34 protein-coding genes and 2 pseudogenes are annotated in these 23,953 nt (G+C 36.3%); 35 read left to right on the top strand and 1 reads right to left on the bottom strand.

The features are described 5' to 3' along the window. Positions 1-44 precede the first annotated feature (44 nt). The 32 genes and pseudogenes from rpsJ (at position 45) to CG11_RS09460 (ending at position 18,382) form a co-directional block, all read left to right on the top strand. The gene (rpsJ, locus tag CG11_RS09605; RefSeq protein WP_052595546.1) at positions 45-353 is read left to right on the top strand and encodes a 30S ribosomal protein S10; all 309 of its coding nucleotides are present in this window, start codon (positions 45-47) and stop codon (positions 351-353) included. A gap of 47 nt (positions 354-400) precedes the next feature. Continuing rightward, positions 401-1,021, top strand: coding sequence for a 50S ribosomal protein L3 (gene rplC / locus CG11_RS09600; protein ID WP_052595544.1), 621 nt, complete (start codon positions 401-403; stop codon positions 1,019-1,021). Positions 1,022-1,023: 2 nt separating this feature from the next. Next, a pseudogene (gene rplD / locus CG11_RS31045) lies at positions 1,024-1,518 on the top strand (50S ribosomal protein L4); the annotation flags it as partial. Between the two features lie 90 nt (positions 1,519-1,608). Next, positions 1,609-1,851, top strand: coding sequence for a 50S ribosomal protein L4 (gene rplD / locus CG11_RS31040; protein WP_368667157.1), 243 nt, complete (start codon positions 1,609-1,611; stop codon positions 1,849-1,851). Positions 1,852-1,890: 39 nt separating this feature from the next. Beyond that, positions 1,891-2,241 carry a 50S ribosomal protein L23 gene (gene rplW / locus CG11_RS09590; RefSeq protein ID WP_052595539.1) on the top strand — a complete coding sequence of 117 codons (351 nt, stop codon included), beginning with the start codon at positions 1,891-1,893 and terminating at the stop codon, positions 2,239-2,241. Positions 2,242-2,319: 78 nt separating this feature from the next. After that, a complete protein-coding gene (gene rplB, locus CG11_RS09585) occupies positions 2,320-3,150 on the top strand; it encodes a 50S ribosomal protein L2 (protein ID WP_052595538.1) in 831 nt (276 codons plus the stop codon). After that, positions 3,151-3,420, top strand: a complete 270-nt coding sequence (gene rpsS, locus CG11_RS09580) for a 30S ribosomal protein S19 (RefSeq protein WP_052595536.1) — start codon at positions 3,151-3,153, stop codon at positions 3,418-3,420. It begins immediately after the preceding gene. Between the two features lie 31 nt (positions 3,421-3,451). Beyond that, positions 3,452-3,874, top strand: coding sequence for a 50S ribosomal protein L22 (rplV, locus tag CG11_RS09575; protein WP_052595533.1), 423 nt, complete (start codon positions 3,452-3,454; stop codon positions 3,872-3,874). Positions 3,875-3,903: 29 nt separating this feature from the next. Beyond that, positions 3,904-4,641 (top strand): 30S ribosomal protein S3, encoded by a 738-nt coding sequence (rpsC, locus tag CG11_RS09570; protein WP_052595531.1) that lies wholly within the window; start codon positions 3,904-3,906, stop codon positions 4,639-4,641. Positions 4,642-4,766: 125 nt separating this feature from the next. Beyond that, entirely contained in the window at positions 4,767-5,186 is a 420-nt protein-coding gene (rplP, locus tag CG11_RS09565) for a 50S ribosomal protein L16 (protein WP_052595529.1), read from the top strand. Positions 5,187-5,209: 23 nt separating this feature from the next. Continuing rightward, positions 5,210-5,380, top strand: a pseudogene (gene rpmC / locus CG11_RS09560) (50S ribosomal protein L29); the annotation flags it as partial. A 101-nt stretch (positions 5,381-5,481) separates the two neighbouring features. Then, on the top strand, positions 5,482-5,745 hold the full coding sequence (rpsQ, locus tag CG11_RS09555) for a 30S ribosomal protein S17 (RefSeq protein WP_052595527.1): 264 nt from the start codon (positions 5,482-5,484) through the stop codon (positions 5,743-5,745). A 10-nt stretch (positions 5,746-5,755) separates the two neighbouring features. Then, complete coding sequence (gene rplN, locus CG11_RS09550) at positions 5,756-6,121, top strand: 50S ribosomal protein L14 (RefSeq protein WP_052595525.1); 366 nt, start codon at positions 5,756-5,758, stop codon at positions 6,119-6,121. Between the two features lie 7 nt (positions 6,122-6,128). Continuing rightward, complete coding sequence (gene rplX, locus CG11_RS09545; protein ID WP_052595522.1) at positions 6,129-6,458, top strand: 50S ribosomal protein L24; 330 nt, start codon at positions 6,129-6,131, stop codon at positions 6,456-6,458. A 2-nt stretch (positions 6,459-6,460) separates the two neighbouring features. Further along, positions 6,461-7,012, top strand: coding sequence for a 50S ribosomal protein L5 (gene rplE / locus CG11_RS09540; RefSeq protein ID WP_052595520.1), 552 nt, complete (start codon positions 6,461-6,463; stop codon positions 7,010-7,012). A gap of 5 nt (positions 7,013-7,017) precedes the next feature. Then, positions 7,018-7,287, top strand: coding sequence for a 30S ribosomal protein S14 (gene rpsN / locus CG11_RS09535; RefSeq protein WP_052595518.1), 270 nt, complete (start codon positions 7,018-7,020; stop codon positions 7,285-7,287). Positions 7,288-7,418: 131 nt separating this feature from the next. Then, on the top strand, positions 7,419-7,823 hold the full coding sequence (gene rpsH, locus CG11_RS09530; protein WP_052595516.1) for a 30S ribosomal protein S8: 405 nt from the start codon (positions 7,419-7,421) through the stop codon (positions 7,821-7,823). Between the two features lie 55 nt (positions 7,824-7,878). After that, positions 7,879-8,433, top strand: a complete 555-nt coding sequence (gene rplF / locus CG11_RS09525) for a 50S ribosomal protein L6 (RefSeq protein ID WP_052595514.1) — start codon at positions 7,879-7,881, stop codon at positions 8,431-8,433. A gap of 36 nt (positions 8,434-8,469) precedes the next feature. Then, positions 8,470-8,838 (top strand): 50S ribosomal protein L18, encoded by a 369-nt coding sequence (gene rplR, locus CG11_RS09520; protein ID WP_052595512.1) that lies wholly within the window; start codon positions 8,470-8,472, stop codon positions 8,836-8,838. An 11-nt stretch (positions 8,839-8,849) separates the two neighbouring features. Continuing rightward, a complete protein-coding gene (gene rpsE / locus CG11_RS09515; RefSeq protein ID WP_052595510.1) occupies positions 8,850-9,368 on the top strand; it encodes a 30S ribosomal protein S5 in 519 nt (172 codons plus the stop codon). Between the two features lie 19 nt (positions 9,369-9,387). Next, entirely contained in the window at positions 9,388-9,567 is a 180-nt protein-coding gene (gene rpmD, locus CG11_RS09510) for a 50S ribosomal protein L30 (protein ID WP_052595508.1), read from the top strand. Between the two features lie 79 nt (positions 9,568-9,646). Continuing rightward, positions 9,647-10,333, top strand: a complete 687-nt coding sequence (rplO, locus tag CG11_RS09505) for a 50S ribosomal protein L15 (RefSeq protein WP_063833073.1) — start codon at positions 9,647-9,649, stop codon at positions 10,331-10,333. Positions 10,334-10,404: 71 nt separating this feature from the next. Then, positions 10,405-11,745 carry a preprotein translocase subunit SecY gene (gene secY / locus CG11_RS09500; protein ID WP_052595506.1) on the top strand — a complete coding sequence of 447 codons (1,341 nt, stop codon included), beginning with the start codon at positions 10,405-10,407 and terminating at the stop codon, positions 11,743-11,745. A gap of 118 nt (positions 11,746-11,863) precedes the next feature. Then, the gene (gene infA, locus CG11_RS09495; RefSeq protein ID WP_052595504.1) at positions 11,864-12,082 is read left to right on the top strand and encodes a translation initiation factor IF-1; all 219 of its coding nucleotides are present in this window, start codon (positions 11,864-11,866) and stop codon (positions 12,080-12,082) included. Between the two features lie 14 nt (positions 12,083-12,096). Continuing rightward, on the top strand, positions 12,097-12,213 hold the full coding sequence (ykgO, locus tag CG11_RS29190; RefSeq protein WP_072010990.1) for a type B 50S ribosomal protein L36: 117 nt from the start codon (positions 12,097-12,099) through the stop codon (positions 12,211-12,213). Positions 12,214-12,244: 31 nt separating this feature from the next. Continuing rightward, a complete protein-coding gene (gene rpsM, locus CG11_RS09490; RefSeq protein WP_052595502.1) occupies positions 12,245-12,622 on the top strand; it encodes a 30S ribosomal protein S13 in 378 nt (125 codons plus the stop codon). A gap of 38 nt (positions 12,623-12,660) precedes the next feature. Continuing rightward, positions 12,661-13,047 carry a 30S ribosomal protein S11 gene (rpsK, locus tag CG11_RS09485; RefSeq protein WP_052595500.1) on the top strand — a complete coding sequence of 129 codons (387 nt, stop codon included), beginning with the start codon at positions 12,661-12,663 and terminating at the stop codon, positions 13,045-13,047. Between the two features lie 70 nt (positions 13,048-13,117). Next, positions 13,118-13,732 (top strand): 30S ribosomal protein S4, encoded by a 615-nt coding sequence (gene rpsD / locus CG11_RS09480; protein ID WP_052595498.1) that lies wholly within the window; start codon positions 13,118-13,120, stop codon positions 13,730-13,732. Positions 13,733-13,849: 117 nt separating this feature from the next. Beyond that, positions 13,850-14,848 carry a DNA-directed RNA polymerase subunit alpha gene (locus CG11_RS09475; protein ID WP_052595496.1) on the top strand — a complete coding sequence of 333 codons (999 nt, stop codon included), beginning with the start codon at positions 13,850-13,852 and terminating at the stop codon, positions 14,846-14,848. A 114-nt stretch (positions 14,849-14,962) separates the two neighbouring features. Next, positions 14,963-15,499, top strand: a complete 537-nt coding sequence (rplQ, locus tag CG11_RS09470; protein WP_052595494.1) for a 50S ribosomal protein L17 — start codon at positions 14,963-14,965, stop codon at positions 15,497-15,499. A gap of 318 nt (positions 15,500-15,817) precedes the next feature. Continuing rightward, positions 15,818-17,200, top strand: coding sequence for a flippase (locus tag CG11_RS09465; protein WP_052595492.1), 1,383 nt, complete (start codon positions 15,818-15,820; stop codon positions 17,198-17,200). Between the two features lie 174 nt (positions 17,201-17,374). Further along, positions 17,375-18,382: a calcium/sodium antiporter gene (locus CG11_RS09460; protein ID WP_052595490.1), complete on the top strand. Its 1,008-nt coding sequence runs from the start codon at positions 17,375-17,377 to the stop codon at positions 18,380-18,382. Here the strand turns inward: CG11_RS09460 and CG11_RS09455 are convergent. Further along, entirely contained in the window at positions 18,379-19,035 is a 657-nt protein-coding gene (locus CG11_RS09455; RefSeq protein ID WP_052595488.1) for a hypothetical protein, read from the bottom strand. The two genes, CG11_RS09460 and CG11_RS09455, sit on opposite strands and share 4 nt — an antisense overlap. Before the next feature lie 707 nt (positions 19,036-19,742). Here CG11_RS09455 and hflX point away from each other — a divergent pair. From hflX to CG11_RS09440, 3 genes are all read left to right on the top strand, one after another. Continuing rightward, complete coding sequence (gene hflX / locus CG11_RS09450) at positions 19,743-20,951, top strand: GTPase HflX (protein WP_052595486.1); 1,209 nt, start codon at positions 19,743-19,745, stop codon at positions 20,949-20,951. 19 nt (positions 20,952-20,970) lie between these two features. Further along, positions 20,971-22,089: an acyloxyacyl hydrolase gene (locus tag CG11_RS09445; RefSeq protein ID WP_052595485.1), complete on the top strand. Its 1,119-nt coding sequence runs from the start codon at positions 20,971-20,973 to the stop codon at positions 22,087-22,089. A gap of 270 nt (positions 22,090-22,359) precedes the next feature. Continuing rightward, entirely contained in the window at positions 22,360-23,448 is a 1,089-nt protein-coding gene (locus CG11_RS09440) for a DUF3078 domain-containing protein (RefSeq protein WP_052595483.1), read from the top strand. Positions 23,449-23,953: the final 505 nt, after the last annotated feature.

Genomic DNA, 23,953 nt, shown 5'->3' with positions numbered 1-23,953 from the left:
GGGATTTATCATTCAACATTCATAATAAATCAATTCATCGAGGCATGAATCAGAAAATTAGAATTAAACTTCGTTCTTACGATCACAATTTGGTAGACAAATCTACAGCTAAGATTGTAAAGACAGTACGTAACACCGGTGCAGTTGTGACTGGACCGATTCCGCTGCCCACGCATAGAAAAATCTTCACAGTATTGCGTTCTCCACACGTAAACAAGAAATCTCGTGAGCAGTTTCAACTTCGTACTCACAAACGTCTTATAGAAATTTACAGTTCTACTGCTAAGACGGTAAGTGCGTTGGAAAAATTGGAATTACCTAGTGGGGTAGATATCCAAGTGAAATTAATGTAATTTGTTCATTTGTAGATTTTGACTACAATTCTTAAAAAAAGAATAAAGTGGAAGGTTTAATAGGAAAAAAAATAGGTATGACCAGCATTTTTACCGAAGCTGGTGATAATGTAGCCTGTACTGTTGTTGAGGTTGGGCCTTGTGTCGTAACGCAAGTGAAAACAGAAGAAACAGACGGTTATAATGCAATCCAATTAGGATTTGGAGAGCGCAAAGCAAAAAATACACCAAACCCTATGAAAGGGCATTTTGCTAAAGCAAATACAACTCCAAAAATTAAAGTAGCTGAATTTCGTGATAGTGCTTTGGAAAGTGCTATTGGTGATTCAGTAACTGTAACAGATGTATTTGAAGAAGGTGATGTTGTAGAAGTAACTGGAACGTCAAAAGGTAAAGGTTTCCAAGGGGTTGTTAAACGTCACGGATTTGGTGGTGTTGGACAAGCTACTCATGGTCAACACAACCGTGGTCGTGCACCTGGATCTATTGGTGCTGCGTCTTATCCAGCAAAAGTATTTAAAGGAATGAAAATGGCTGGTCGCACAGGTGGTGATAGAGTTACTACTAGCGGTTTGCAAGTAATGAAAATTTTTGCTGAGAAAAATTTATTGCTAATAAAAGGAGCAATTCCTGGTCATAAGGGTTCTCTTGTAATTGTGAAGAAATAGTCATGAAATTAGAAGTATATAATATCAAAGGTGAAAACCTCGGTAGAGAGGTTGAATTGCCCGATAATGTTTTTGGGCTTGAGTTGAACGAAAAACATGACCATGTTGTCTACCTTGCTGTTAAGCAATATTTGGCTGCACAACGCCAAGGAACTCACAAGGCAAAGAGTCGTGGTGAAATTAAAGGTTCGACTAAGAAAATCAAAAGACAAAAGGGAACAGGTACAGCTCGTGCAGGTAGTTTGAAAAACCCTTTATTCCGTGGAGGTGGACGTGTATTTGGTCCTCAACCAAGAAACTACGGAATTCAATTGAATAAAAAAGTAAAACAATTGGCTCGTAAATCGGCTCTTTCTGCTAAAGTAAAAGAAGGTGCTATCATCGTAGTAGAAGATTTTACTTTTGATGCTGCTAAAACGAAGTCGTATGTTAACTTGCTAAACAGCTTGAAAGTTGGTGAAAACACGTTGGCAGATACAAAAAGTTTATTAGTATTGGATGCTCCAGAAGCATTGGCAGCTCCAACAAAACCAAGTTTGCCTGCAAAACCAAGAGGAGCTAAGAAAAGAGCTGCTTTTGCTGAAGCAATGAAAACTTACTCTAGTGATTTGAAGCAATACAAAGAAGACAAAGCAACTTATGAGGCTTCTTTGGATGCGCACATGGACAAAGTAGAAAAAGCGTATGACAATATCGTATTGTCTAGCCGTAACCTACAAAAAGCAAGTGTTGCAGATGCTAAAACACTAAATGTTTATCAAATTTTGAACGCAAATTGTTTGGTGGTTTCTGAGTCTGCTGTAAACCGCTTGGCTAGCATGCTTTCATAAATTGAGTTTCTAGAAAAATTAAAATTGAGATAAAAGGCTATGAAAAATATCATAATTAGGCCAATTCTTACGGAAAAAACTAATGCGTTAGCTGAAAATTCACTTCTAAATCAATATACTTTTGAAGTACTTAAATCAGCTAACAAAATAGAAATTAAGAAAGCTGTTGAAGAGCAGTTTGGTGTAACAGTAGAAGCTGTTAACACTTCTATCCGTCCAGGCAAAGCAAAAGCACGTGTGGTAAAAGGTCGTCATACTAAAGGTCGTACTTCTGCGATCAAGAAAGCAATCGTAACAGTTGCAGAAGGAGAGTTTATCGAAGGTTTCTATGGTGAAGGAGACTACGATGATATCGAACTTCTAGAGGACGAAGAAGAAGCAAATGCTTAACTATATTGGAGGTAACTCCTAGAAAAGAAAAATTATTTAATAACTATAGTCGCGGAACTGATAAATTCGTAAATAACAATGCCAGTTAAAAAGTTTAATCCGATTACTCCCGGTACTAGAACTCGCGTAGCAAATAGCTTTGCGGAGTTGACTACAGACAGACCTGAGAAGAGTTTGTTGGGAAAGATGAAGAAATCAGGAGGTAGAAACAACGAAGGTCATAGAACTGTACGTCACAGAGGTGGAGGACACAAGCGTCGTTATCGTGTAATCGATTTCAAACGTAACAAAGATGGTGTACCAGCTACTGTTAAAAGTATAGAGTATGATCCAAACCGTACAGCATTTATCGCTCTTTTGGTATATGCTGATGGTGAGAAACGTTATATCGTTGCTCCTAATAAATTACAAGTAGGTGACATCATCCAATCTGGAACAGGAATCGCTCCTGATTTGGGGAACTGTATGCCTTTGGGTGAAATGCCAGTAGGTACTAAAATTCACGCTATCGAAACACGTCCAGGTAAAGGTGCTGTTTTGGTAAGAAGTGCTGGAGCAAGTGCTGAATTGGCAGGTAAAGATGGTAAATATGTATTGATCAAATTGCCATCAAGTGAAACTCGCTTAGTTTTGGCTACTTGTAGAGCTACTGTAGGTGAGGTATCTAACAAAGATCACGGTCTAGAAGTTCTAGGTAAAGCTGGTCGTAGCCGTTGGTTAGGTCGTCGTCCTAGAGTTCGTGGTGTGGCGATGAACCCAGTAGATCACCCAATGGGTGGTGGTGAAGGTAGAGCATCTGGAGGACATCCTCGCTCTCGTACTGGTGTAATGGCTAAAGGTCAAAAAACTAGAAAGCCTAAGAAGTACTCTAATAAGTTTATTGTTACAAGAAGAAAAATCAAAAAATAGATGGCACGCTCATTAAAAAAGGGGCCTTATATTTATCACAAGCTCTTGAAAAAAGTAGCTAAGGCCAAAGAATCTAGAAAGAAAACAGTAATTAAAACATGGTCTCGTTCTTCGATGATTATTCCATTTATGGTAGGAGAAACGATTGCTGTTCATAATGGTAAAACTTTTGTTCCTGTATTTGTTACTGAGAATATGGTTGGTCACAAACTCGGTGAGTTTTCTCCAACTCGTACTTACAGAGGACACGGAGGAAATAAAAAGAAATAATTAATACAATAGCAAAGTTCAAATAAAAGTTATGGAACAAAATCAAGAGTTTGTAACAGCTGTTGCGAAAATAAAAAACTGCCAGATGTCTGCGCGCAAAATGCGTTTGGTTGCGGATATCATCCGTGGTGTAGAAGTAGAAAAAGCGCTAGGTATCTTAAAATATACCAAAAAAGAAGCTGCTAGATGGTTGGATAAACTATTGACTTCTGCTATCGCTAACTGGGGTGTATTGACTGATGAAGAAGCAGATGATTATGAATTGGTCGTTTCTGCTATTTGGGTAGACCAAGGATCTCAGTTAAAGCGTTTCCGCCCAGCACCACATGGTCGCGCACACCGTATTCGCAAACACTTCTGTCACGTAACACTTCAAGTAACCAATACAAAAACATTGGAAATTAAAGAAGTTAGCGAAGAAGTTGCATACGAAGAAGTAGAAGAAACCGAATAATAAAAGAAGTATAACACTAATTAAATATTATGGGACAAAAGACAAATCCTATAGGTAATCGTTTAGGAATCATCCGTGGATGGGACTCTAACTGGTTCGGTGGTAAATCCTTTGCTGACAATGTTGTTGGTGATGAAAAAATCCGTCGTTATCTAAAAGTACGTGTTGATAAAGGAGGGATTGCTCGTATCGTTATTGAGCGTACCTTGAAGCGTATTACTGTTACTATTCACACTTCTCGCCCAGGTATCATCATTGGTAAAGGTGGACAAGAAGTAGATAGAATTCGTGAAGAGTTGAAGCAGTTGACAAAAACTGATGTTCAAATCAATATCGTAGAAATTCGCAAGCCTGAGTTAAATGCTCAAATCGTAGGTGAAACTATCGCCAAGCAAGTAGAAGCACGTATCAACTATCGTAAAGCTACTAAAATGGCTATCCAATCAACTATGCGTGCAGGAGCTGAAGGTATCAAAGTGCGTTTGTCTGGACGTTTGAACGGAGCAGAGATGGCTCGTTCTGAGGAGTACAAAGAAGGAAGAAGTCCTTTGCATACTTTCCGTGCAGATGTTGACTATGCTATGGTTGAAGCCTTGACGGTTTATGGTAAAATTGGAATCAAAGTTTGGTTGTGTCGTGGAGAAATCTTCGAAAAAGTAGACTTGTTCCCAACACCAGCTAAACGTGACCGCAAAGGAAATCAAGGAGGTAGAGATAACAACCGTAGAAGAGGTAGCGGAAACAACGATCGTAGAAGAAGAAAATAAAAGCATTAAATATTTAAACTTTCTAAAAGTTTTTTATATTTTTGCACTCGCTTTGACTGTCTGCTTGTCAGACAAATAGGAATCATTGCGACTAAAATTAATGGAAATTAATCAATTGTAGAGAGATGTTACAGCCAAAAAAAACAAAATACCGCAAGCAGCAAAAAGGTCGCAATAGAGGTCTTGCTCACAGAGGCTCTAAGATCGCTTTTGGCTCTTTTGGTCTAAAAGCCTTAGAGGGTGCTTGGATAACTAGCCGCCAAATAGAAGCTGCTCGTATTGCTATGACTCGCTACATGAAACGTGAAGGTAAAGTGTGGATTCGCATTTTTCCTGACAAACCAGTTACCAAAAAGCCTGCAGAAGTACGTATGGGTAAAGGTAAAGGTGCTTTGTCTCACTATGTAGCTGTTATTAGACCTGGAAGAATTATGTTCGAATTAGATGGTGTGCCACAATCTGTAGCAGAAGAAGCACTTCGTTTAGCCGCTCAAAAACTTGCAGTGCCGACTAAATTTGTAGTTCGTAATGACTACGCAGAATAATAACGCTTAAACTAATATAGGAAATGGCTAAATTAGAATTAAAAGGCTTAAGTGTTCAGGAGTTGAATGAAGAGTTGGAAACAACTCAAAAGCACTATTACTCGTTGAAGTTTAACAATGCAGTTTCTAGCTTAGAAAATACTGCTGAAATTAAAACAGTAAGACGTAATATTGCACGCATCAAAACTGAAATCAGAGCAAAAGAACTAGCTGAGTCAACTCAAAAAAGAGACAAAATTCAAGCTAGAAGAAGGTTAGCAAAAAAGATTAAAAAGTAATTTAAATAAATTCCGCAATGGAAGATAATAAAAGAAACTTACGCAAGCAGCGTGTTGGTGTCGTAACCAGCAACAAGATGGACAAGAGTATTTCTGTCTCTGTTGAGCGTCGTGTAAAGCACCCTATTTACAGTAAGACTGTAAAAATGTCTAAAAAATTCATCGCTCATGATGAAGAAAATACTTGTAACATGGGGGACATAGTACGCATCATGGAAACTCGACCATTGAGCAAACGCAAGCGCTGGAGATTAGTTGAAATTATAGAACGTGCGAAATAGATAATAAGTCATGATACAACAAGAAAGTAGACTAAAAGTAGCTGATAATACAGGTGCCAAAGAGGTGCTTTGTATTAAGGTTTTGGGCGGTTCTAGAAGACGATATGCCTCTGTTGGTGATATCATCGTAGTAACTGTCAAAGACGCTGCTCCTGGTGGTCTAAAAAAAGGTACTGTTTCTAAGGCAGTAATCGTTAGAACTAAAAAAGAAATCCGCAGAAAAGATGGATCTTATATCCGTTTTGATGACAATGCAGTTGTATTGTTGTCTGCTAGTGAAGAACCTCGTGGTAGCCGTATATTCGGACCTGTAGCGCGTGAACTTCGTGAGCGTGATTTTATGAGAATTGTTTCATTGGCACCTGAAGTATTATAATAAAGTCATGAAGAAATCAAATAAGAAAATCAAATGCCAGATCAGAAAAGGAGACAACGTTGTTGTACTTTCTGGTGATAGCAAAGGTGATACTGGTGTTGTAGAAGCAGTCTTCTTAGAAGATTATAGAGCAATCGTAAAAGGTGTTAATATGGTTAAACGCCATGTACGCCCTTCTGCTGAACAACCTGGTGGCATTGTCGAAAAAGAGGCTCCTATCCACATTTCCAACTTAATGTTGGTAGATGCTAACGGTGAGGCTAGCCGTATTAAAAGAACTAGAAATGAGAACGGTAAATTGGTTCGCGTTTCTAAGAAAACACAAGAGGTAATTTAGTAATGGACTATCAACCAACATTAAAAACTAAATACAGAGAAGAATTAATCCCTCAATTGATGGAGAAATTCAATTATGACTCTGTAATGCAAGTACCTAAGCTAACCAAAATTTGCCTTTCTCAAGGTGTTGGGTTGGCGACTTCTGACAAAAAACTTGTTGATAATGCAGTTAATGAGATGACTATCATCGCTGGTCAGAAGGCTGTAAAGACTGTGGCAAGAAAATCAATCTCTAACTTTAAACTTAGAGACGGTATGCCAATTGGTGCTAGAGTAACTCTACGCAACAACCAAATGTATGAATTTTTGTATAAATTGATCGCTATCGCACTTCCTCGTGTACGTGACTTTAGAGGGATCAATGATAAGAGCTTTGACGGTAGAGGGAACTACTCTATGGGTATTACTGAGCAAATCATTTTCCCTGAAATTGATTTGGACAAAATTCCTCGTATCACTGGTATGGATATTACTTTTGTAACAACCGCAGAAACAGATGAGGAAGCACTAGAATTATTGAAACTTTTAGGTTTACCTTTCAAAAACCAATAAATAAAATGGCTAGAAAAGCAGTAATAGCAAGAGAGAAAAAAAGAGAAAAATTGGTGGCTAAGTACGCAAAATTGCGTGCAGAACTAAAAGCTAAAGGAGACTATGAGGCATTGGATAAACTTCCAAAAAACTCTTCTAAAGTTCGTTTGCACAATCGTTGTCAACTAACTGGTCGTCCAAAAGGTTATATGCGCCAATTTGGAATTTCTCGTGTAACGTTCAGAGAAATGGCTCTTAAAGGTCTTATACCTGGAATCACAAAAGCTAGTTGGTAAGCGTTTAGAAATTATCCAACAATACAATATATTCAATAGCACAGTCAACTAGACTAAAGCTTTAAAAATTATTTTTTGAATCAGTAATTACATCCTTCTCCAGGATAATAATTGCGATTAAAACAGAAAGTATGGCACTTACTGATCCTATTGCGGATTACTTAACACGTATCCGTAATGCACAGATGGCTGGACACCGTATGGTTACAATTCCTGCATCTAACTTGAAAAAAAGTATCACCGAAATCTTGTACAATCAAGGTTACATTTTGAAATATAAATTTGAGGAGACTGAAAATAAGCAGGGTCAAATCTTAATCGCTTTGAAATACGATAGAGAAACAAAACGTCCTGTTATTCAAAAGTTGAAGAGAGTTTCTAGACCTGGTTTGAGACACTATGTAAAAGCAAGTGAACTACCAAATATCATCAATGGACTAGGAACAGCTGTTGTTTCTACTTCTAAAGGTGTATTAACTGAAAAAACAGCTAGAAAAGAAAATGTAGGTGGTGAAGTTCTATTCTATGTTTACTAGAACAGAATAGTTAGACAGAATTAAACAAGACCATAAATAATTAAAATATATTAAAATGTCAAGAATAGGAAAAACTCCAATCGATTTGCCAGCCGGAGTAGAGTTTAAAATTGACAATAATTGGGTAACTGTTAAAGGACCTAAAGGAGAGTTGAAACAACACATTAACTCTGATGGTATCTCTTTAGAGCAAGAAGGCAACCAAGTTATTGTTAAAAGAACAACTGAACAAAAACGCCATAAAGCTATGCACGGATTGTACCGTCAGCTTGTTTATAATATGGTAGAAGGTGTATCTAATGGCTTCAAAATTGAATTAGAATTACATGGTATCGGTTACCGTGCTAAAAACACTGGACAGTTGTTAGAATTAGCTCTAGGTTATTCTCACCCTGTTATGTTTTACATACCAGATGAAGTAAAAGTAGAGACAGTATCTGAAAAAGGTAAAGCTCCTGCTGTTATTTTGACGAGCATTGATAAACAGTTGATAGGACAAGTAGCGGCTAAGATCCGTGGGTTCCGTAAAACTGAGCCTTACAAAGGTAAAGGTGTTCGCTTCAAAGGTGAAGAAATACGTAGAAAAGCTGGTAAAACAGCTGCTAAATAAATAGTTAGATAATATTCTCTTAAATATATAAGAATCATGAGTTCTAAGACACTAAGTAGTCGTAAAAGAGTTCACAGACGAATTAGAAAAAAAATCTCTGGAACTGCAGCTAGACCTAGATTATCGGTTTTTAGAAGCAACAAAAGTATCTATGCTCAACTAATCAACGACGAAACTGCTACCACTTTGGTTGCAGTAGCGTCTAAAGAAGTTGAAGCAGGAACAAAAATGGATCAAGCTAAAGCGGTAGGTCGTTTATTAGCTACCAAAGCTCTTGAAGCAGGAATTACAAGTGTAGTTTTTGATAGAAGTGGCTACATTTATCATGGTCGCATAAAAGCTTTGGCTGATGGTGCACGTGGCGAGCGAAAAGAAGATGGAACCAACGAATTGTTACAATTCTAAATCTGAAAAAAATGGCTAAGAAAAAAAATAATAGAGTAAAATCTACCGAATCAGAAATGAAGGAAAAGTTAGTAGCACTTAACCGTGTTGCTAAAGTTACTAAAGGTGGACGTACATTTAGCTTTGCTGCTATTGTAGTAGTAGGAGATGGTAATGGAACAGTAGGGCATGGATTAGGTAAAGCTCGCGAGGTGGCAAGTGCAATTACAAAAGCTGCTGACGATGCTAAGAAAAGCCTTATTCACGTGCCTGTATATAAAGGTACTATCCCTCATGCTCAGCATGGGAAGTATGGTGCTGGTAAAGTTTTGATCAAACCTGCTGCTGATGGTACAGGGGTAATCGCAGGTGGTGCTATGCGTGCAGTGCTTGAGATGGCTGGAGTGCATAACGTATTGGCTAAATCTTTGGGTAGCTCTAACCCACACAATGTAATTAAAGCAACTATCGATGCGTTGAGCAGATTACGTTCTCCTATTGATATTGCTAAAACTAGAGGAATTTCTTTAAAGAAAGTTTTTGAAGGCTAATCGTTAAATACAATTTAAAATGGCTAAAATTAAAGTTACTCAAGTAAAAAGCGTCATCGATCGCACAAAAAGGCAAAAAGCAACTATGCAAGCATTAGGTTTACGTAAAATGAACCAAACTGTAGAGCATGAAAGCACGCCACAAATATTGGGTATGATTAACAAAGTTAAGCACTTAGTAAAAACAGAGGAAGCTTAGTTGGTGATCTCTTTGCAATAGTGTTATTCATAATTATAATTATTGATATCTTTATATCAGTAAGATAATTTCAAATAAGATGAAACTTAATAATTTAAAACCTGCTAAAGGTTCTGTTAAAAATAAAAAGCGTATCGCTCGTGGTGTAGGTGCTGGTTCTGGACGCACGGCTACTCGTGGACACAAAGGTGCTAAATCTCGTTCTGGGTTCTCTAATATGAGATACTTTGAAGGTGGTCAAATGCCTTTGCAAAAAGTAGTGCCTAAGCGTGGATTCAAAAACACACACCGTCGTTACCAATCTACTAGACCAACTGACTTTACTCCAATGAACTTGAGTCAATTGGAATACTTCGCAAGTAAGCACAACTTAACAGAAATTACTTCTGCTACATTGAGAGAATTAGGAGTTATTTCTGGAACAGCATCTTGCAAAGTTTTAGGTGCTGGTGAGTTGAAAACGGCTTTGGAGGTTACTGCTAATCGTTTTTCTGCTTCTGCTAAAAAAGCAATTTTGGATGCTGGTGGAAAAGCTTTCGTAGAATTAAAACTAAACACACTTCAAGGTATTGCTGATGCAGATGGTGTAGACAAAATAGATCTAGCACTTATTCGCAAGCATTTCAGTTTTGTAGGAGAGGACGACGCTGTACATGTTGTTGCAGAGGGAACAATCTCAAACAAACTTACTCTAGAAGTAAATAAAATTTCTGAAGAAGCTAAAGCTCAGGTAGAAGCCCTTGGCGGATCTGTAGCTTTGGTATAAGTATAAAAAAGAATTGAAGGTGTATTCCTTCAATTCTTTTTGTGCGCTTCATCTAATAATATCTTAAGATAATGAATGGTTTAATTAAAAAATTACAAGACATCTGGGCGGTAGAGGAATTGCGTAATCGTATCCTTCTTACTGTTGGATTTCTTGCAGTTTATCGCTTTGGAAGTTTTGTTATTTTGCCTGGTATCGATGCAGAGGCTTTAGCTAATGCGGTAGGTACTAATTCTGGTGGTTTAATAGGACTGTTAGACACGTTTACAGGAGGTTCTTTCTTCAAGGCAGCTGTATTTGCACTGGGGATTATGCCTTATATCTCTGCATCTATTATTGTACAACTATTAGGATTTGCTGTGCCATACTTCCAGAAACTCCAAAAAGATGGAGAAAATGGGCAAAGAAAGTTGAACCAAATCACTCGAGTTATTACAATTGCTATTACAATCGTACAAGGCTCTGCTTACTTGACTTATTTGAACTCTCAGCAAGGGGTAATTATGCCTCAGATTCCTCCTACGGTATTCTGGTTGGCTAACATTATTATTCTTACAGCTGGTACGGTGTTCTGTATGTGGTTGGGAGAGCGTATTACTGACAAAGGAGTTGGTAATGGTATTTCATTATTGATTACTGCGGGTATTATTGCTGCTTTACCAGGTGCTTTTGTAAGCGAATTTAACTTAAAGTTAGGAACAGGACAATTGGTTATTTTTATACTAGAAATGGCTTTGTTTGTTGCTGTTGTAATGGCAAGTGTTGCTTTGGTACAAGCAGTTAGAAAAATTAAAATACAATTTGCGAAGCATATGATCGGTCGTAATAATCTTACTGAACTTGGTACAGAAAGAGATTATTTGCCTATCAAATTGAACGCAGCAGGTGTAATGCCAATTATCTTTGCACAAGCATTAATGTTTGTACCTGGAGCAGTGGCTGGAGCCTTGGGTAGTGAGAGTGGATTTTGGGCTGTTTTGGCTGACTTTACCTCTTTACCTTATAATGTAGTGTTCTTTTTACTAGTTGTTATATTTACATATGTTTATACAGCATTGATTGTAAATCCACAACAATATGCAGACCACTTGAAGCGTCAAAATGCATTTATTCCTGGTGTTAAACAAGGAAATGATACAGCAGAGTATATTGATGAGGTAACCACTTTGGTCACTTTGCCTGGATCAATTGCTTTAGGTGTTATTTCTATTATTCCTGGTGTTGCTGCTGCAACAATTACTTCAAATGTTGGTTTTGCCATCTTCTTTGGAGGTACATCATTGTTGATTCTTGTGGCAGTTGTCTTGGATACACTACAGCAAATTGATGGACATCTATCTATGCATGGATATGATGTTAGAAAAATCAAAGGAAGAACTAGAACTACTGAAACGGAAGATTCAGTACTCTAAAAATAAGAAGCATAAAATCAAACAACCTAATTTATTTGTAAGTTATTATTAAATAGACATTTAAAAATTAGGTTATTTAAATTAATATTTAGATATTCGCAGTCCGAAAAGAAAATCTATGGCTAAGCAAGAATTAATCCGCCAGGATGGAATTATTACTGAGGCATTGTCAAATGCAATGTTTCGGGTTCAATTAGAAAATGAGCATATCATTATTGCAACAATCTCAGGAAAAATGAGAATGAATTACATTCGTATATTGCCTGGTGATAAGGTAGCAGTTGAAATGTCTCCATATGATTTAACCAGAGGGCGCATCATTTATCGCTATAAATAAAATTAACTAGAATCATGAAAGTAAGACCATCTGTCAAGAAGCGTTCTGCCGATTGTAAAATCGTACGCCGAAAGGGAAAAGTTTACATTATCAATAAAAAAAATCCTAAGTTCAAGCAACGTCAAGGATAATTAATAGAAGCATAAATTTTAATAGTTAGATATGGCTCGTATTGCAGGGGTAGATTTACCCAAGAACAAGAGAGGTGTAATTGGCCTAACATACATCTATGGTATCGGCCTAACATCAGCAAAAGAAATCTTAAATGAAGCTGGTGTTGATCAAAGTGTCAAAGTAAGAGAATGGAATGATAAAGATATCAAAAGCATTCGTCAAATTCTTGCTGATAAATATACAGTAGAAGGTCAATTGCGTACAGAGGTTCAATTGAACATTAAGCGTTTAATGGATATTGCTTGCTACAGAGGATTACGTCACAGAAAAGGTTTACCTTTGCGCGGACAACGTACGCAAACTAATGCTCGTACTCGTAAAGGAAAACGTAAGACTGTTGCGAACAAGAAGAAAGCAGGTAAATAATAAATAAAATCTAATCGACTAGATTATATAATATAGTTATGGCAAAGTCTAAAAAAGTAAAAAAGAAGAACGTAAAAGTTGAAGCGCAAGGTCAAGCTCACATACGTGCATCATTCAACAATATTATTGTCACATTGACAAATAATGCGGGTCAAACAATCTCTTGGGGTTCTGCTGGTAAAGCTAACTTTAGAGGTTCTAAGAAAAACACGCCTTATGCTGCTCAAATTGCTGCTACTGATGCTGCTAAAGAAGCATACGATTGTGGTCTAAGAAGTGTAACAGTATATGTAAAAGGACCAGGTTCTGGACGTGAAGCTGCAATCCGTGCGATTGATGCTGCTGGAATCAAAGTTTTGACCATCTTGGACGTGACGCCTATACCACACAATGGTTGTCGTCCTCCTAAGAAACGTAGAGTATAAAAATCAAAATCAGTTGTAAATGCCCTTCTATTGCTGGGATTGGTAGTTGCAACACAAATGTTATTAAAAAATGGCAAGGTACACAGGACCTAAATCAAAGAAAGCAAGAGCGCTAGGTGAAGCAATCTTTGGTTACGATAAAGTTTTTGAAAAGAAAAAATATGGACCAGGACAACACGGTCCTTCTAAGCGTCGCAAACAAAAATCGGATTATGCAATCCAATTGACGGAAAAACAAAAAGCTAAATATACTTATGGTGTATTAGAGCGTCAATTCCGCAAAATGTTTGACAAAGCATCTAGACAAGATGGTAAAACAGGTGAAAACTTGTTCAAATTGTTGGAGGCTCGTTTAGACAATACAGTTTACCGTCTAGGTATTGCTCCTACTCGTAGAGCAGCTCGTCAATTAGTTTCTCACAAACACATCGCTGTTAATGGTGTAGTAACTAATATCGCTTCTTGTACCTTACGTCCAGGTGATGTTGTTCAAGTTCGTGGTAAATCTCAAGGAATGCAATCTATCTTGGATTCTATCAATACAAATTCTCAAAATGTTCGCAAATTCCCTTGGTTGGAGTGGAATGGAGACAAAATGGAAGGTGTGTTTATTCAAGCACCTAACAGAGAAGAAATTCCAGAGAAAATCAACGAGCAATTAATCGTAGAACTTTACTCGAAATAATCCTTTTTAAGGAACATACTTTTGCTGTTTTTAGGACTTCATATCGAAGTCCTAAAAATCGTTAAAGGCAATTGTCAATTAATTAGAAATTCTCCACCATCAGATACTAATAATCTTATGAGTTTATTAAACTTCCAAAAACCAGATAAAATCCTTCTTAAGAAAGCAGATGATTTTGATGGTCAATTTGAATTTAAACCTCTAGAGCCTGGCTTTGGTCAAACTATTGGTAATTCTTTACGTCGTGTATTGTTATCTTCTTTAGAAGGACATGCGATTTCTGCGGTTCGTATCCGTGGTGTCGACCATGAGTTTTCTTCTATCAAAGGAGTGGTTGAAGATGTTGTTGACATCATCTTAAACCTAAAACAAGTACGTTTGAAGTATTTGTTAGAGGGCGAAGGAGAAGAAGCTGAGAAAATTTATGCTACTATTAGTGGTAAAGATACATTTACTGCTGGTGATTTGGGTGAGGCAACCAATGTTTTTGATGTAACAAATCCTGATCTAGTTATCTGTCACATGGAAACTTCTGTTACCTTAGAAGTAGAATTGACCGTTACCAAAGGTAGAGGATATGTTTCGGCTGAAGAAAACTTGCCTAAGGATGCTCCAATCGGATATATTCCAATTGATGCGATCTATACTCCAATCAAAAATGTAAAATATGCAGTTTCTAGTAGTCGTGTAGGTCAACACACAGATTATGAGAAATTAACTATAGATTTAAAAACAGATGGTACTATTCATCCTGAATATGCGATCAAAGAAGCTTCTAAAATTTTGATTCAACACTTGATGTTAATCTCTGATGAGAACATTACTTTTGATGATGATTCTAGAAAAGAAGATAATATTGTAGATGAGCACATCTTGCACATGCGCAAATTATTGAAAACTTCTTTGGAAGATTTAGATCTTTCTGTTCGTGCTTACAACTGTCTAAAAGCAGCTAAAATCAACTCTTTGGCTGATTTGGTACAGTTCGAAACACATGAATTGTTAAAATTCCGTAACTTTGGTAAAAAGTCTTTGGTAGAAATCGAAGAACTTTTAGTTGAAAAAAGCCTTTCTTTCGGAATGGACTTGTCTAAATACAAATTAGACGAAGAATAAGCATTTAAATTTGCTCGCATCTATTGATGCGGCTGTTTTATTATAAAAATTGCAGTAACGGAAACATCTATCTTAGATTAGGAGTATGTGCTGCGACGTAAATAATCATTAATCATGAGACACGGTAAAAAGTTTAACCACCTTAGTAGAAAAAAAGGACATCGTAAAGCATTGTTGAAAAATATGTCTATCGCTTTGATCGAGCACAAACGTATTAGAACAACAGTAGCAAAAGCAAAAGCTTTACGTCAGTATATTGAGCCTTTGTTGACTAGAGCTAGAAAAGCAGCTAGTGAAGAAAAAATTAAAGATGCTACACACCACAGACGTGTTATCTTTAGCCATTTGCAAAACAAAGAAGCTGTTAAAACTTTGTTTGGTGAAATCGCAATGAAAATCGCTGACCGTCCAGGTGGTTACGTTCGTATCTTGCGTACTGGTTTCCGTCAAAATGATGCTGCAGATATGTGTATCATCGAATTGGTTGATTTCAACACAGACGCTTTAGAAACGAAGACTACGAAGAAAAAACGTACTCGTCGTAGTAGAAAGAAAAAATCTGCTGACACTACTACAACTGCTACTGAAACAGTTGTTGAAGATAATGAAGAGGCAGTTAACACTGATGATACTACCAAAGAGGAAGAATAATCTTCTTTTTGCACAATAATAGAAGTCATCTCGAATCATTTCGAGATGACTTTTTCTTTTTGAGGTAGATACACACTGTCAACTATTAGTAAATTATACTATCAATCCATATTTTGGTGGTAGATTATTATAATAATACTCCGTTGATTTTTTAGTTTTCCTACGAAAAACGTAAAAAAGCATCTTGCATTAGTTTGATTATCAGTCTTTTAGTGTAAAAATTAACAAAAGTACATCTTGCTGATAATCAAACTAATACGATTTTTCAACGGAGTAATGTATAAGATAGACCCAATCAAAATCTTTAAACTGGACTGAATGAAAGCCTTGTTTAGATATATTAATGTTGTGTTGCAGGCATTGCTTGGAAAGGAATTGGATGCTAAGATTAAGCACTATTTCTTAACTGGTGCCTACAAATCAGTTGTAATGCAAGGTTCTATTGCTTTGCTAACTTTCTTTACCGCTCTATTCATTGCTCGAGTAACAGGAGATACTGGATTTGGTGTTTATACGACGGTTTTTACTTGGATTTCTATTATTAGTGTTGGGGCTACGTTGGGGCTAGACGATTTAGTATTAAAACAACTCCCCATTTATCACAACAAGAAACAAGGAACAAAAATTAAGGGAATTTTGTCTTGGGCAAACGGCTTGGGTTTAGTCGTTGGTGTGTTTTCTGCTCTATGTTTGTTGCTATTAGCAGAATTATCCGATATAGAAATGCTTCATCAATATGTAGATTATTTCTATTGGGCAGTATGGGTAATTCCATTATTTGTGTTAATGCACATTAATCAAGCTGCTCTAAGAGGATTACATCTATTTGGTTGGGGGCAGTTTGCAGAGAAATTTGTGCAACCCTTTTCTTTTTTTATAATTTTAATGCTTTTTTATGCCACTCAGAATTATAAATTAACAGATGAACATGCCATCATAGCACGGACGTTTTCTTTCTTGATAACGGCCATCGTTGCTTTATGGCTTTTATTTAAATTTACAACTGCATATCGAGAAGAAAAAGCAAGTTATGATAGCCATCACTGGTGGGGAAGTTGTCGATACTTTGCACTCACCTCTCTTCTTTATATTGTTAACACTCGAATAGATATTCTGTTTTTGAGTTGGTATCAAGTTTCGGAAGCGGAGATCGGCTATTATAATGCAGCCGTAAAACTGTCGGATATGGCTTTAATCCCCTTTGCAGTACTATATACCGTCACAGCACCTATGTTTTCAACTTTATACGCCAATAATCGGATGGAAGAATTGCAAAACTTTTTTACCAAAACAACTCGATTAGCTTGTTTAGTGATTAGCGCGATTTTGTTATGCTTGGTATTGGGAGGAGAGTGGTTTTTGATGTTGTTTGGTGAGAACTTTAGAGAAGGGTATCCCATTTTACTCATCTTATGCATCACCAAGTTTGTCCATGTATTTGTTGGACCCGTAAACTATTTGCTGATGATGGTGAATTTAGAACGAGAAGCAACTTGGATATTGCTATTAAGTGTCCTTTTTACAATCGTTTTGCATCTGATTTTAATTCCTTCTTATGGAATCGAAGGAGCAGGATATGCTACCTTGATAGGCTTATTGTTATTTGAGTTCTTAGTGAGCTGGTTGGCGTATAAAAAAGCGGGAATTGTACCAACTGTATTGGGGCGCTTTTTTATTAGAAAGAATAAATCTTCAAAATAATTCTGTTACCTTTGTTCGGTTAATAAAGGCAGTAGTTCGTAGTTGGTTTGGGGGTTGGTGGTTTGGAAATATAAATCCAACTTAGAAATAGTTTTACACGAACCCAATCAATAAAATTATACAAAGGACTATTGTAGAAAGTGAACGTTAAAAAACGAATTAAGACATACCATCATGAATTTAGCAATAGCATTAGGACTACTTATATTTGGTTTTGCCATTTTAATTAAAGGAGCTGATTTTTTAGTAGATGGTGCATCTGCCGTTGCCAAAAAGTTTGATATATCGGATATGATAATTGGTTTGACCATTGTTTCTTTTGGTACATCTGCCCCTGAATTAGTGGTTAATATAGGAGCTGCTTGGGAAGGAAAAAATGCTATGATAATAGGAAATGTATTGGGCTCTAATATCTTTAATACTTGTCTAATCATCGGAGCTGCTGGACTCATTTATCCGCTTGCAGTACAAAAAGCTACTGTACGAAAAGAACTGCCATTTTCTATATTTATTATATTGCTAATGTTCTTTTTAGCTAATGACGCATTGGTTTTTGGAGGTGAAAATTATGTCTCTCATATTGATGGAATTATTTTATTACTGTTCTTTGGTGCGTTCTTATACTATGTTTACACCAGCTCTAAGAATGCTGATAATTCAGATAATATAGAGATTATCGAAGAAATTCCATTGCCCAAAAGCTTGTTGTATATCATAGGTGGAATGGCTGGTTTGATCATCGGTGGAAATTTAGTCTTAGACAATTCGCTAGTTTTTGCAAAATATTTTGGCATGACAGAGCGAGTCATTGGCTTAACCGTCATCGCAATAGGAACGTCTTTACCAGAATTGGCGACTTCCGTTGTGGCTGCCATGAAAAAGAACAGCGATATAGCAATGGGGAATGTGGTTGGGTCTAATATTTTTAATATTTTGTTGGTTTTAGGTTTTAGTTCGACTATTTCACCAACTTTGATTGAGTACGATACAGCAGCAAATTTTGATATTGGATTTTTATTATCAGCAACAATTGTTTTAACAGCTTTTTTATTTATAGGCACAAGGGTGAAACCTACAACGGGAGGTTCTCTAACGTACACGATTGACCGTTGGCAAGCAGGCGTTTTATTGATGGCTGTAATAGGTTACATTGTTTATCTGTTGTTGGCTCAACCTGTTTAAAAGGAAGAAAAAGCCATAGGCTGTTGCTGAGATCCGATATGGCTAAAGTTGTATTGGATACTCATACCCAAACCATAAGCACCATAAGGACTGATACTAATCTTGTCCCAATGTTCATTGAGGCGTTTGCCATTAATGGCATGGACACCAAATTCAATGAAATCATAAATTAACAAAAAGCCTCCTTGTACAATAAACGAATTTCCATACCCAGCTAATCGGTTGCTTAATTTGATATCATTGCGGTTGTTCTTACTCATTTCCCGTAGAAGAAAACCTACCGTAATATAAGTGAAGTCTAAAGCACCATTGACCAAATAAACGGTTTTGATTTTTTGTACTTCCTTGACAGACTGCTCAAAGCTCAACCCTGTACGTTTGGCTTTTACAGCTCCAATTAGCCCTGGAATGGCTAGTCCCAAGTTAATGGCATTAAAGTAAAGGTTCATTTCAAAAAAATGTTGTAGTTCTCCTCTAGTTGTAATTACTCCTACCGTACCAGCAATAAGGTTTGCCCCAGTCCAACTAGAAAAGGCAATCATCCCATTCAAGGTGTGTTTACAACGAGTTTGATTGATTTCATCTAAAGATGTTTGTGCTTGTATAGGAGAAAAAACTATAAAAATAAATAGAAGTAACAACATCTTTTTCATAATAATCTTGTTTAAATGAGTAAAATAGTGCTCAAATATTGATGGACTACAAAGTGCAAGTACTGTGAACTACTAATCAAAATAACAAGGTAAATTATATTAAGTTGACCTATTTTTAAAAATAAAGTTCTTTAAGGAACTATTGGGTAGGAAAATGTTTTGTGTAAGTGTTCAAATTCATTTCAAATTTTAAAATACCTATCTCTAGGTCAGTAATATGATTTTTTATATACCTATTTAACTCAAATAGAACCTATCGTATTATCTTAAAATAAAACAGAAAGATATGCTGTTTTATTTAAAAAATGGGTTACCTTTTTCAAAAGAGGTAAGCCTAAACTTATTCTCTTACAATAGTTGCACATTATCACCTAATTTAAACTTTTATCAGTTACTTTAGAGGCTAAGTATACTGTGACGTAATAAATCTATGCCCTGTTGGTGTACTTTTGTCTATTTTTAGAAAAAACAAGCGTTTCAAATTAATTGATGCAAAAGTATCTCTACTTGATGTTTGTTCAGAAAAAAGCAAAGGTATTTTGTTATCAATAATATAGCAACATCAATTTGCTGTATCAATGGAAGAAAATTATTGTTGGGTATACTAAAATAAATGTACAAGGTATTGGAGATCGTTGAATGGAATGTTACCTTATTCAATTGAAAACCTTAATTTTACATCTATGTGCAATTAAACTATAATATATATGGCAAACGAATGGAATTTAGGCGAAAAAAAACGCGCCTTAGTAAAAGAAGTAGAGACTGCAGTGCTTGTAGGTTTGATTTCACAAGATCAATCAACCGAACAAGCTATAGAATATTTAGATGAATTGGAATTCTTAGCACAAACTGCAGGAGCTCAAGTAAAAAAAAGGTTTTTACAAAAATTAAAACATCCTGATAATCGTACTTTTGTAGGAAAAGGAAAAGCGGAAGAAATTCGTGAATACGTACAGGAGCATGACATTGATATTGTTATTTTTGATGATGATTTAACCGCAAAACAAGTAGGTATCTTAGAGGAGCGTATGGAGCGCAAAATCTTAGATCGAAGTACATTGATTTTAGATATTTTTGCAGCTCGTGCTCAAACAGCACAAGCAAAAGTACAAGTAGAACTTGCTCAAATGCAGTACTTGCTTCCTAGACTTAGAGGAATGTGGGATCACTTGGAGCGCCAGAAAGGGGGAATTGGAATGCGTGGACCAGGAGAGAAGGAAATTGAAACGGATAGACGTATTGTTCGAGACAAAGTTGCGTTGCTAAAAAAACGACTAGAAAAAATTGATTTGCAAGCACGGACTCAGCGCAAAAACCGTGGAGAGATGATTCGAGTTTCTTTAGTAGGTTATACGAATGTGGGCAAATCTACTTTGATGAATGTGCTGGGAAAAGCAGAAGTCTTGGCAGAGAACAAATTATTTGCTACCTTGGATACAACCGTACGAAAAGTTGTAGTAGATAGAATGCCTTTCTTGCTGTCGGATACAGTTGGGTTTATTCGAAAACTACCGCATCATTTGGTTGAAAGCTTTAAGTCTACTTTGGATGAAGTACGTGAAAGTGACTTGTTGATACAAGTGGTTGATATTTCTCATCCCCAACATATGGAACATATCCAAGTCGTTAATAAGACATTAAAAGACTTAGGAGCAAGCGAAATTCCTATGTTGTATGTTTTTAATAAAATGGACTTGTACCAAGATAATAATTTGGATGAGTTTTTATTGGAAGAAGAACGAGCAACATTGTTGGAAGAACTTAAAGCACAATGGAATATGGAAACAAAAGGAAATGCTTGTTTTATCTCTGCATTGAAAAAGGAAGGTTTAGAGGAGTTGAGAGAAAAGTTGAAATCCTTAATCAATGACTTATATGTAAAACGCTATCCTTACAAAACTAGATTTTGGTAACGCATAAATTTATACTCAAATGCGCTTATTACTGATTGTTCTCTTATGTGTTACATCCTACTGTGCACAAACTCAAAATCTTCCCAAAGGTCTATATCTAGAAGGAAGTTTGCACTTTGGTAAAGCATTCAAGCACCGCTCTACAATTACCATAGATTTTCCAGACTTTAGTTATGGAGGTGAAGTGAACATGGAAGTAAAAACGTATGGTCAAAAACATTGGCATCAGCGCTGCGGCTTTCCTCGTTGGGGAGTCGCAGTTGCTTATCAATCCTCAGGCAATGCCAAAGAAATGGGGCATTGTTTTGCCATTTTGCCCAATATAACGGTTGATTTTTTTAAACGTAAGAAAGTTAGAATATTTGGACGTTTAGGAGTTGGTCTTGGGATTGTAACTCGCCCTTTTGACCGTAGAACAAACCCCCTCAACAATATGGTGGGGTCTTATTTGAATAACAACACATCTTTGCGTCTAGGACTTGCTTGGCGTGTTCACAAAAACTTTGAGATTCGCCCTTCTGCTACGTTCAATCATTACTCCAATGCCGCTTCTACTTTGCCCAACTTAGGAATTAATATTCCTAGTTTTCAATTAGGAATCTGCTACATGCCTAATCCTGTAGAGGAAGAAGATTATATTCGATTAGAGCAATCAGAACGCCCTAAACGGAACAAAAGAATCCAATTTTCAGCTCTTTTCTCAATGGGATTTACAGAAATTGGAACAAACAGTGGTCCTAAATATCCTGCATGGCATGGATCTATAGATGCGGGCTTGTACATTACTAGAAACAATCGTCTAAAGGCTGGCATCGAATACGACTATATTGGTTCCTCTTATGCTTTTACTAGACAAAATGGAGGCTATCAAGGAAAAGATCTACATTGGCAAGCCAGCAGAATTACGCTTTTTGTTGCTGACGAAATAATGATTGGGCGTTTTGCTATTTTAGCACAAGTTGGATTTTATGTTACCCAGAACGTAGGTCAACCTTGGTTTATGTCAATCCGTTTGTCTGGACGTTATTATTTCTTAGATCCATATCAGAATCCCACTGTCCCATTTGTTACCATAACAATGAAATCTCATCGAATTATAGCTGAATATTTCTCCATGGGGTTTGGAGTTGCTTTTTAGTTATTAAAATAGTCTATTGATTGTGAGTTACTTGCTTCGTTTAGGATAAATTTGGCAAAATTACCTGAAACTTTGGCAAGAATTCGTCTTTGGTTATAATGATAAACAAAGATATTGTTCTTTGTAAAGATAAAGGGTACTTGCAAAATGCATATATTTTTGGGCAGAAAAGTTCAGGATAACTAGGCATTCGACAAGTGTTCTATAATGTCATGTAACACTTATTGTAATATAACAAGACATATTAATTCATAACTAAAAAATTTAATCATGAAAAAGTATTTATTACTATTAACCGTTGTATTATTTGCTTTTAATGCTGATGTAATCGCTCAAGAAGAAGAGGATGAAAAGCTATGGAAAGTAGGGGGCGCTGTAGGAGTTGATTTTGCACAAATGTTCTTTATAAATCCTAAGTTTGGAGCAGGAGAAGACAAAATAGGCTTAGGTGGAAATATAAGTTTCTTTGCTAAATATAAGAAAGAACGTTTTAGCTGGGATAATTTTGCTGGTTTTACGTTTGGTGTGCAGCGTTTAGGCTCTTTTAGAAGAGTTGTTCCATTCCAAAAGTCAGTAGATGAATTACGAATTTCTTCAAATGTTGCTTATGGAATTACGCCAACAAGTCCATTTGGATACTCTTTAGACGCCTTGTTATTAACTCAGATAACGCCTACTTATGACGGAAACTTTCTTTCTGCTCCTCAAGGATCTAATGCATTGCCAATTGCACAGTTTTTCTCTCCAGCTACACTGACCGTTTCCCCAGGCATTGCTTATAAGAAAAAGACAAAGTTTGGTACTTTTAATGCTTTGTTGTCACCTGCTTCATTAAAAATGATTATGGTAGGAGATGATAATATTGCTAGTCAAGGACTTCATGGAAACCCTTATACATCTGATACGTCAGGTGTTACAGAACAAGAGTTTATAGATGAGTGGAGAGTTTCTCCTGATGGTGCTTTGCCGAATGGAAATGGATTTTATGCTCATAACTATATTCAATTTGGAGCAACTTTAAAAGCTGGATATGCGCACAAATTCTTTAAGTATAAAGAAGATGACAAAGATAAGCACCGCTTAGTGTTGAGTACTACGCTAAATCTATATAGTAACTACTTGAGATTGCCTCAGCATATTGATGTAGAATGGATTACTAACGTTGATGTATTCTTGTTTAAAGGTTTGTCAATCTCATTTATGACCAATCTATTTTGGGACTATGATGTATTTGTACAAGTTGATGCTGATAATGATGTGAATACAAGTGCTCCAGGTACGTTCAATGGTTATGAATCGAAAGAACGTAGAGTTTCTTTCTTCCAATCTTTATTAATTAAGTATAACTTCCTTTTCTAAATCTAATTTATAGATCCCTTTTTTAACGCTTGTTTTTCAATTTGAAAAACAAGCGTTTCTTTTTGAATTAAAATTGTTTAATTATATATATGTAAGTGCTTGTCTGTTATTTGTTTTTTATTTTTGGCATTGCTTTGGACTATTGGTTTGTGTATCAAAAAGTGATAAATATAATAAAATAATAAATTTGGGTTTTAATTGGGGTGATTTAAGGGCTTGTATGAATGGGAATACGTACAAGTCCACTTTTCCACCACAGTGAAAAAAAACTTAAAAATACGACATAATAAATTTGGGTTTTAATTGGGGTGATTTAAGGACTTGTATGAATGGGAATACGTACAAGTCCACTTTTCCACCACAGTGAAAAAACTTAAAAATACGACATAATAAATTTGGGTTTTAATTGGGGTGATTTAGGACTTGTATGAATGGGAATACGTACAAGTCCACTTTTCCACCACAGTGAAAAAAAACTTAAAAATACGACATAATAAATTTGGGT

Origin of the sequence: Aureispira sp. CCB-QB1, from assembly GCF_000724545.1 — a bacterium.
GTDB lineage: Bacteria > Bacteroidota > Bacteroidia > Chitinophagales > Saprospiraceae > Aureispira.
This window is presented reverse-complemented; position numbering and strand designations above follow the sequence as displayed.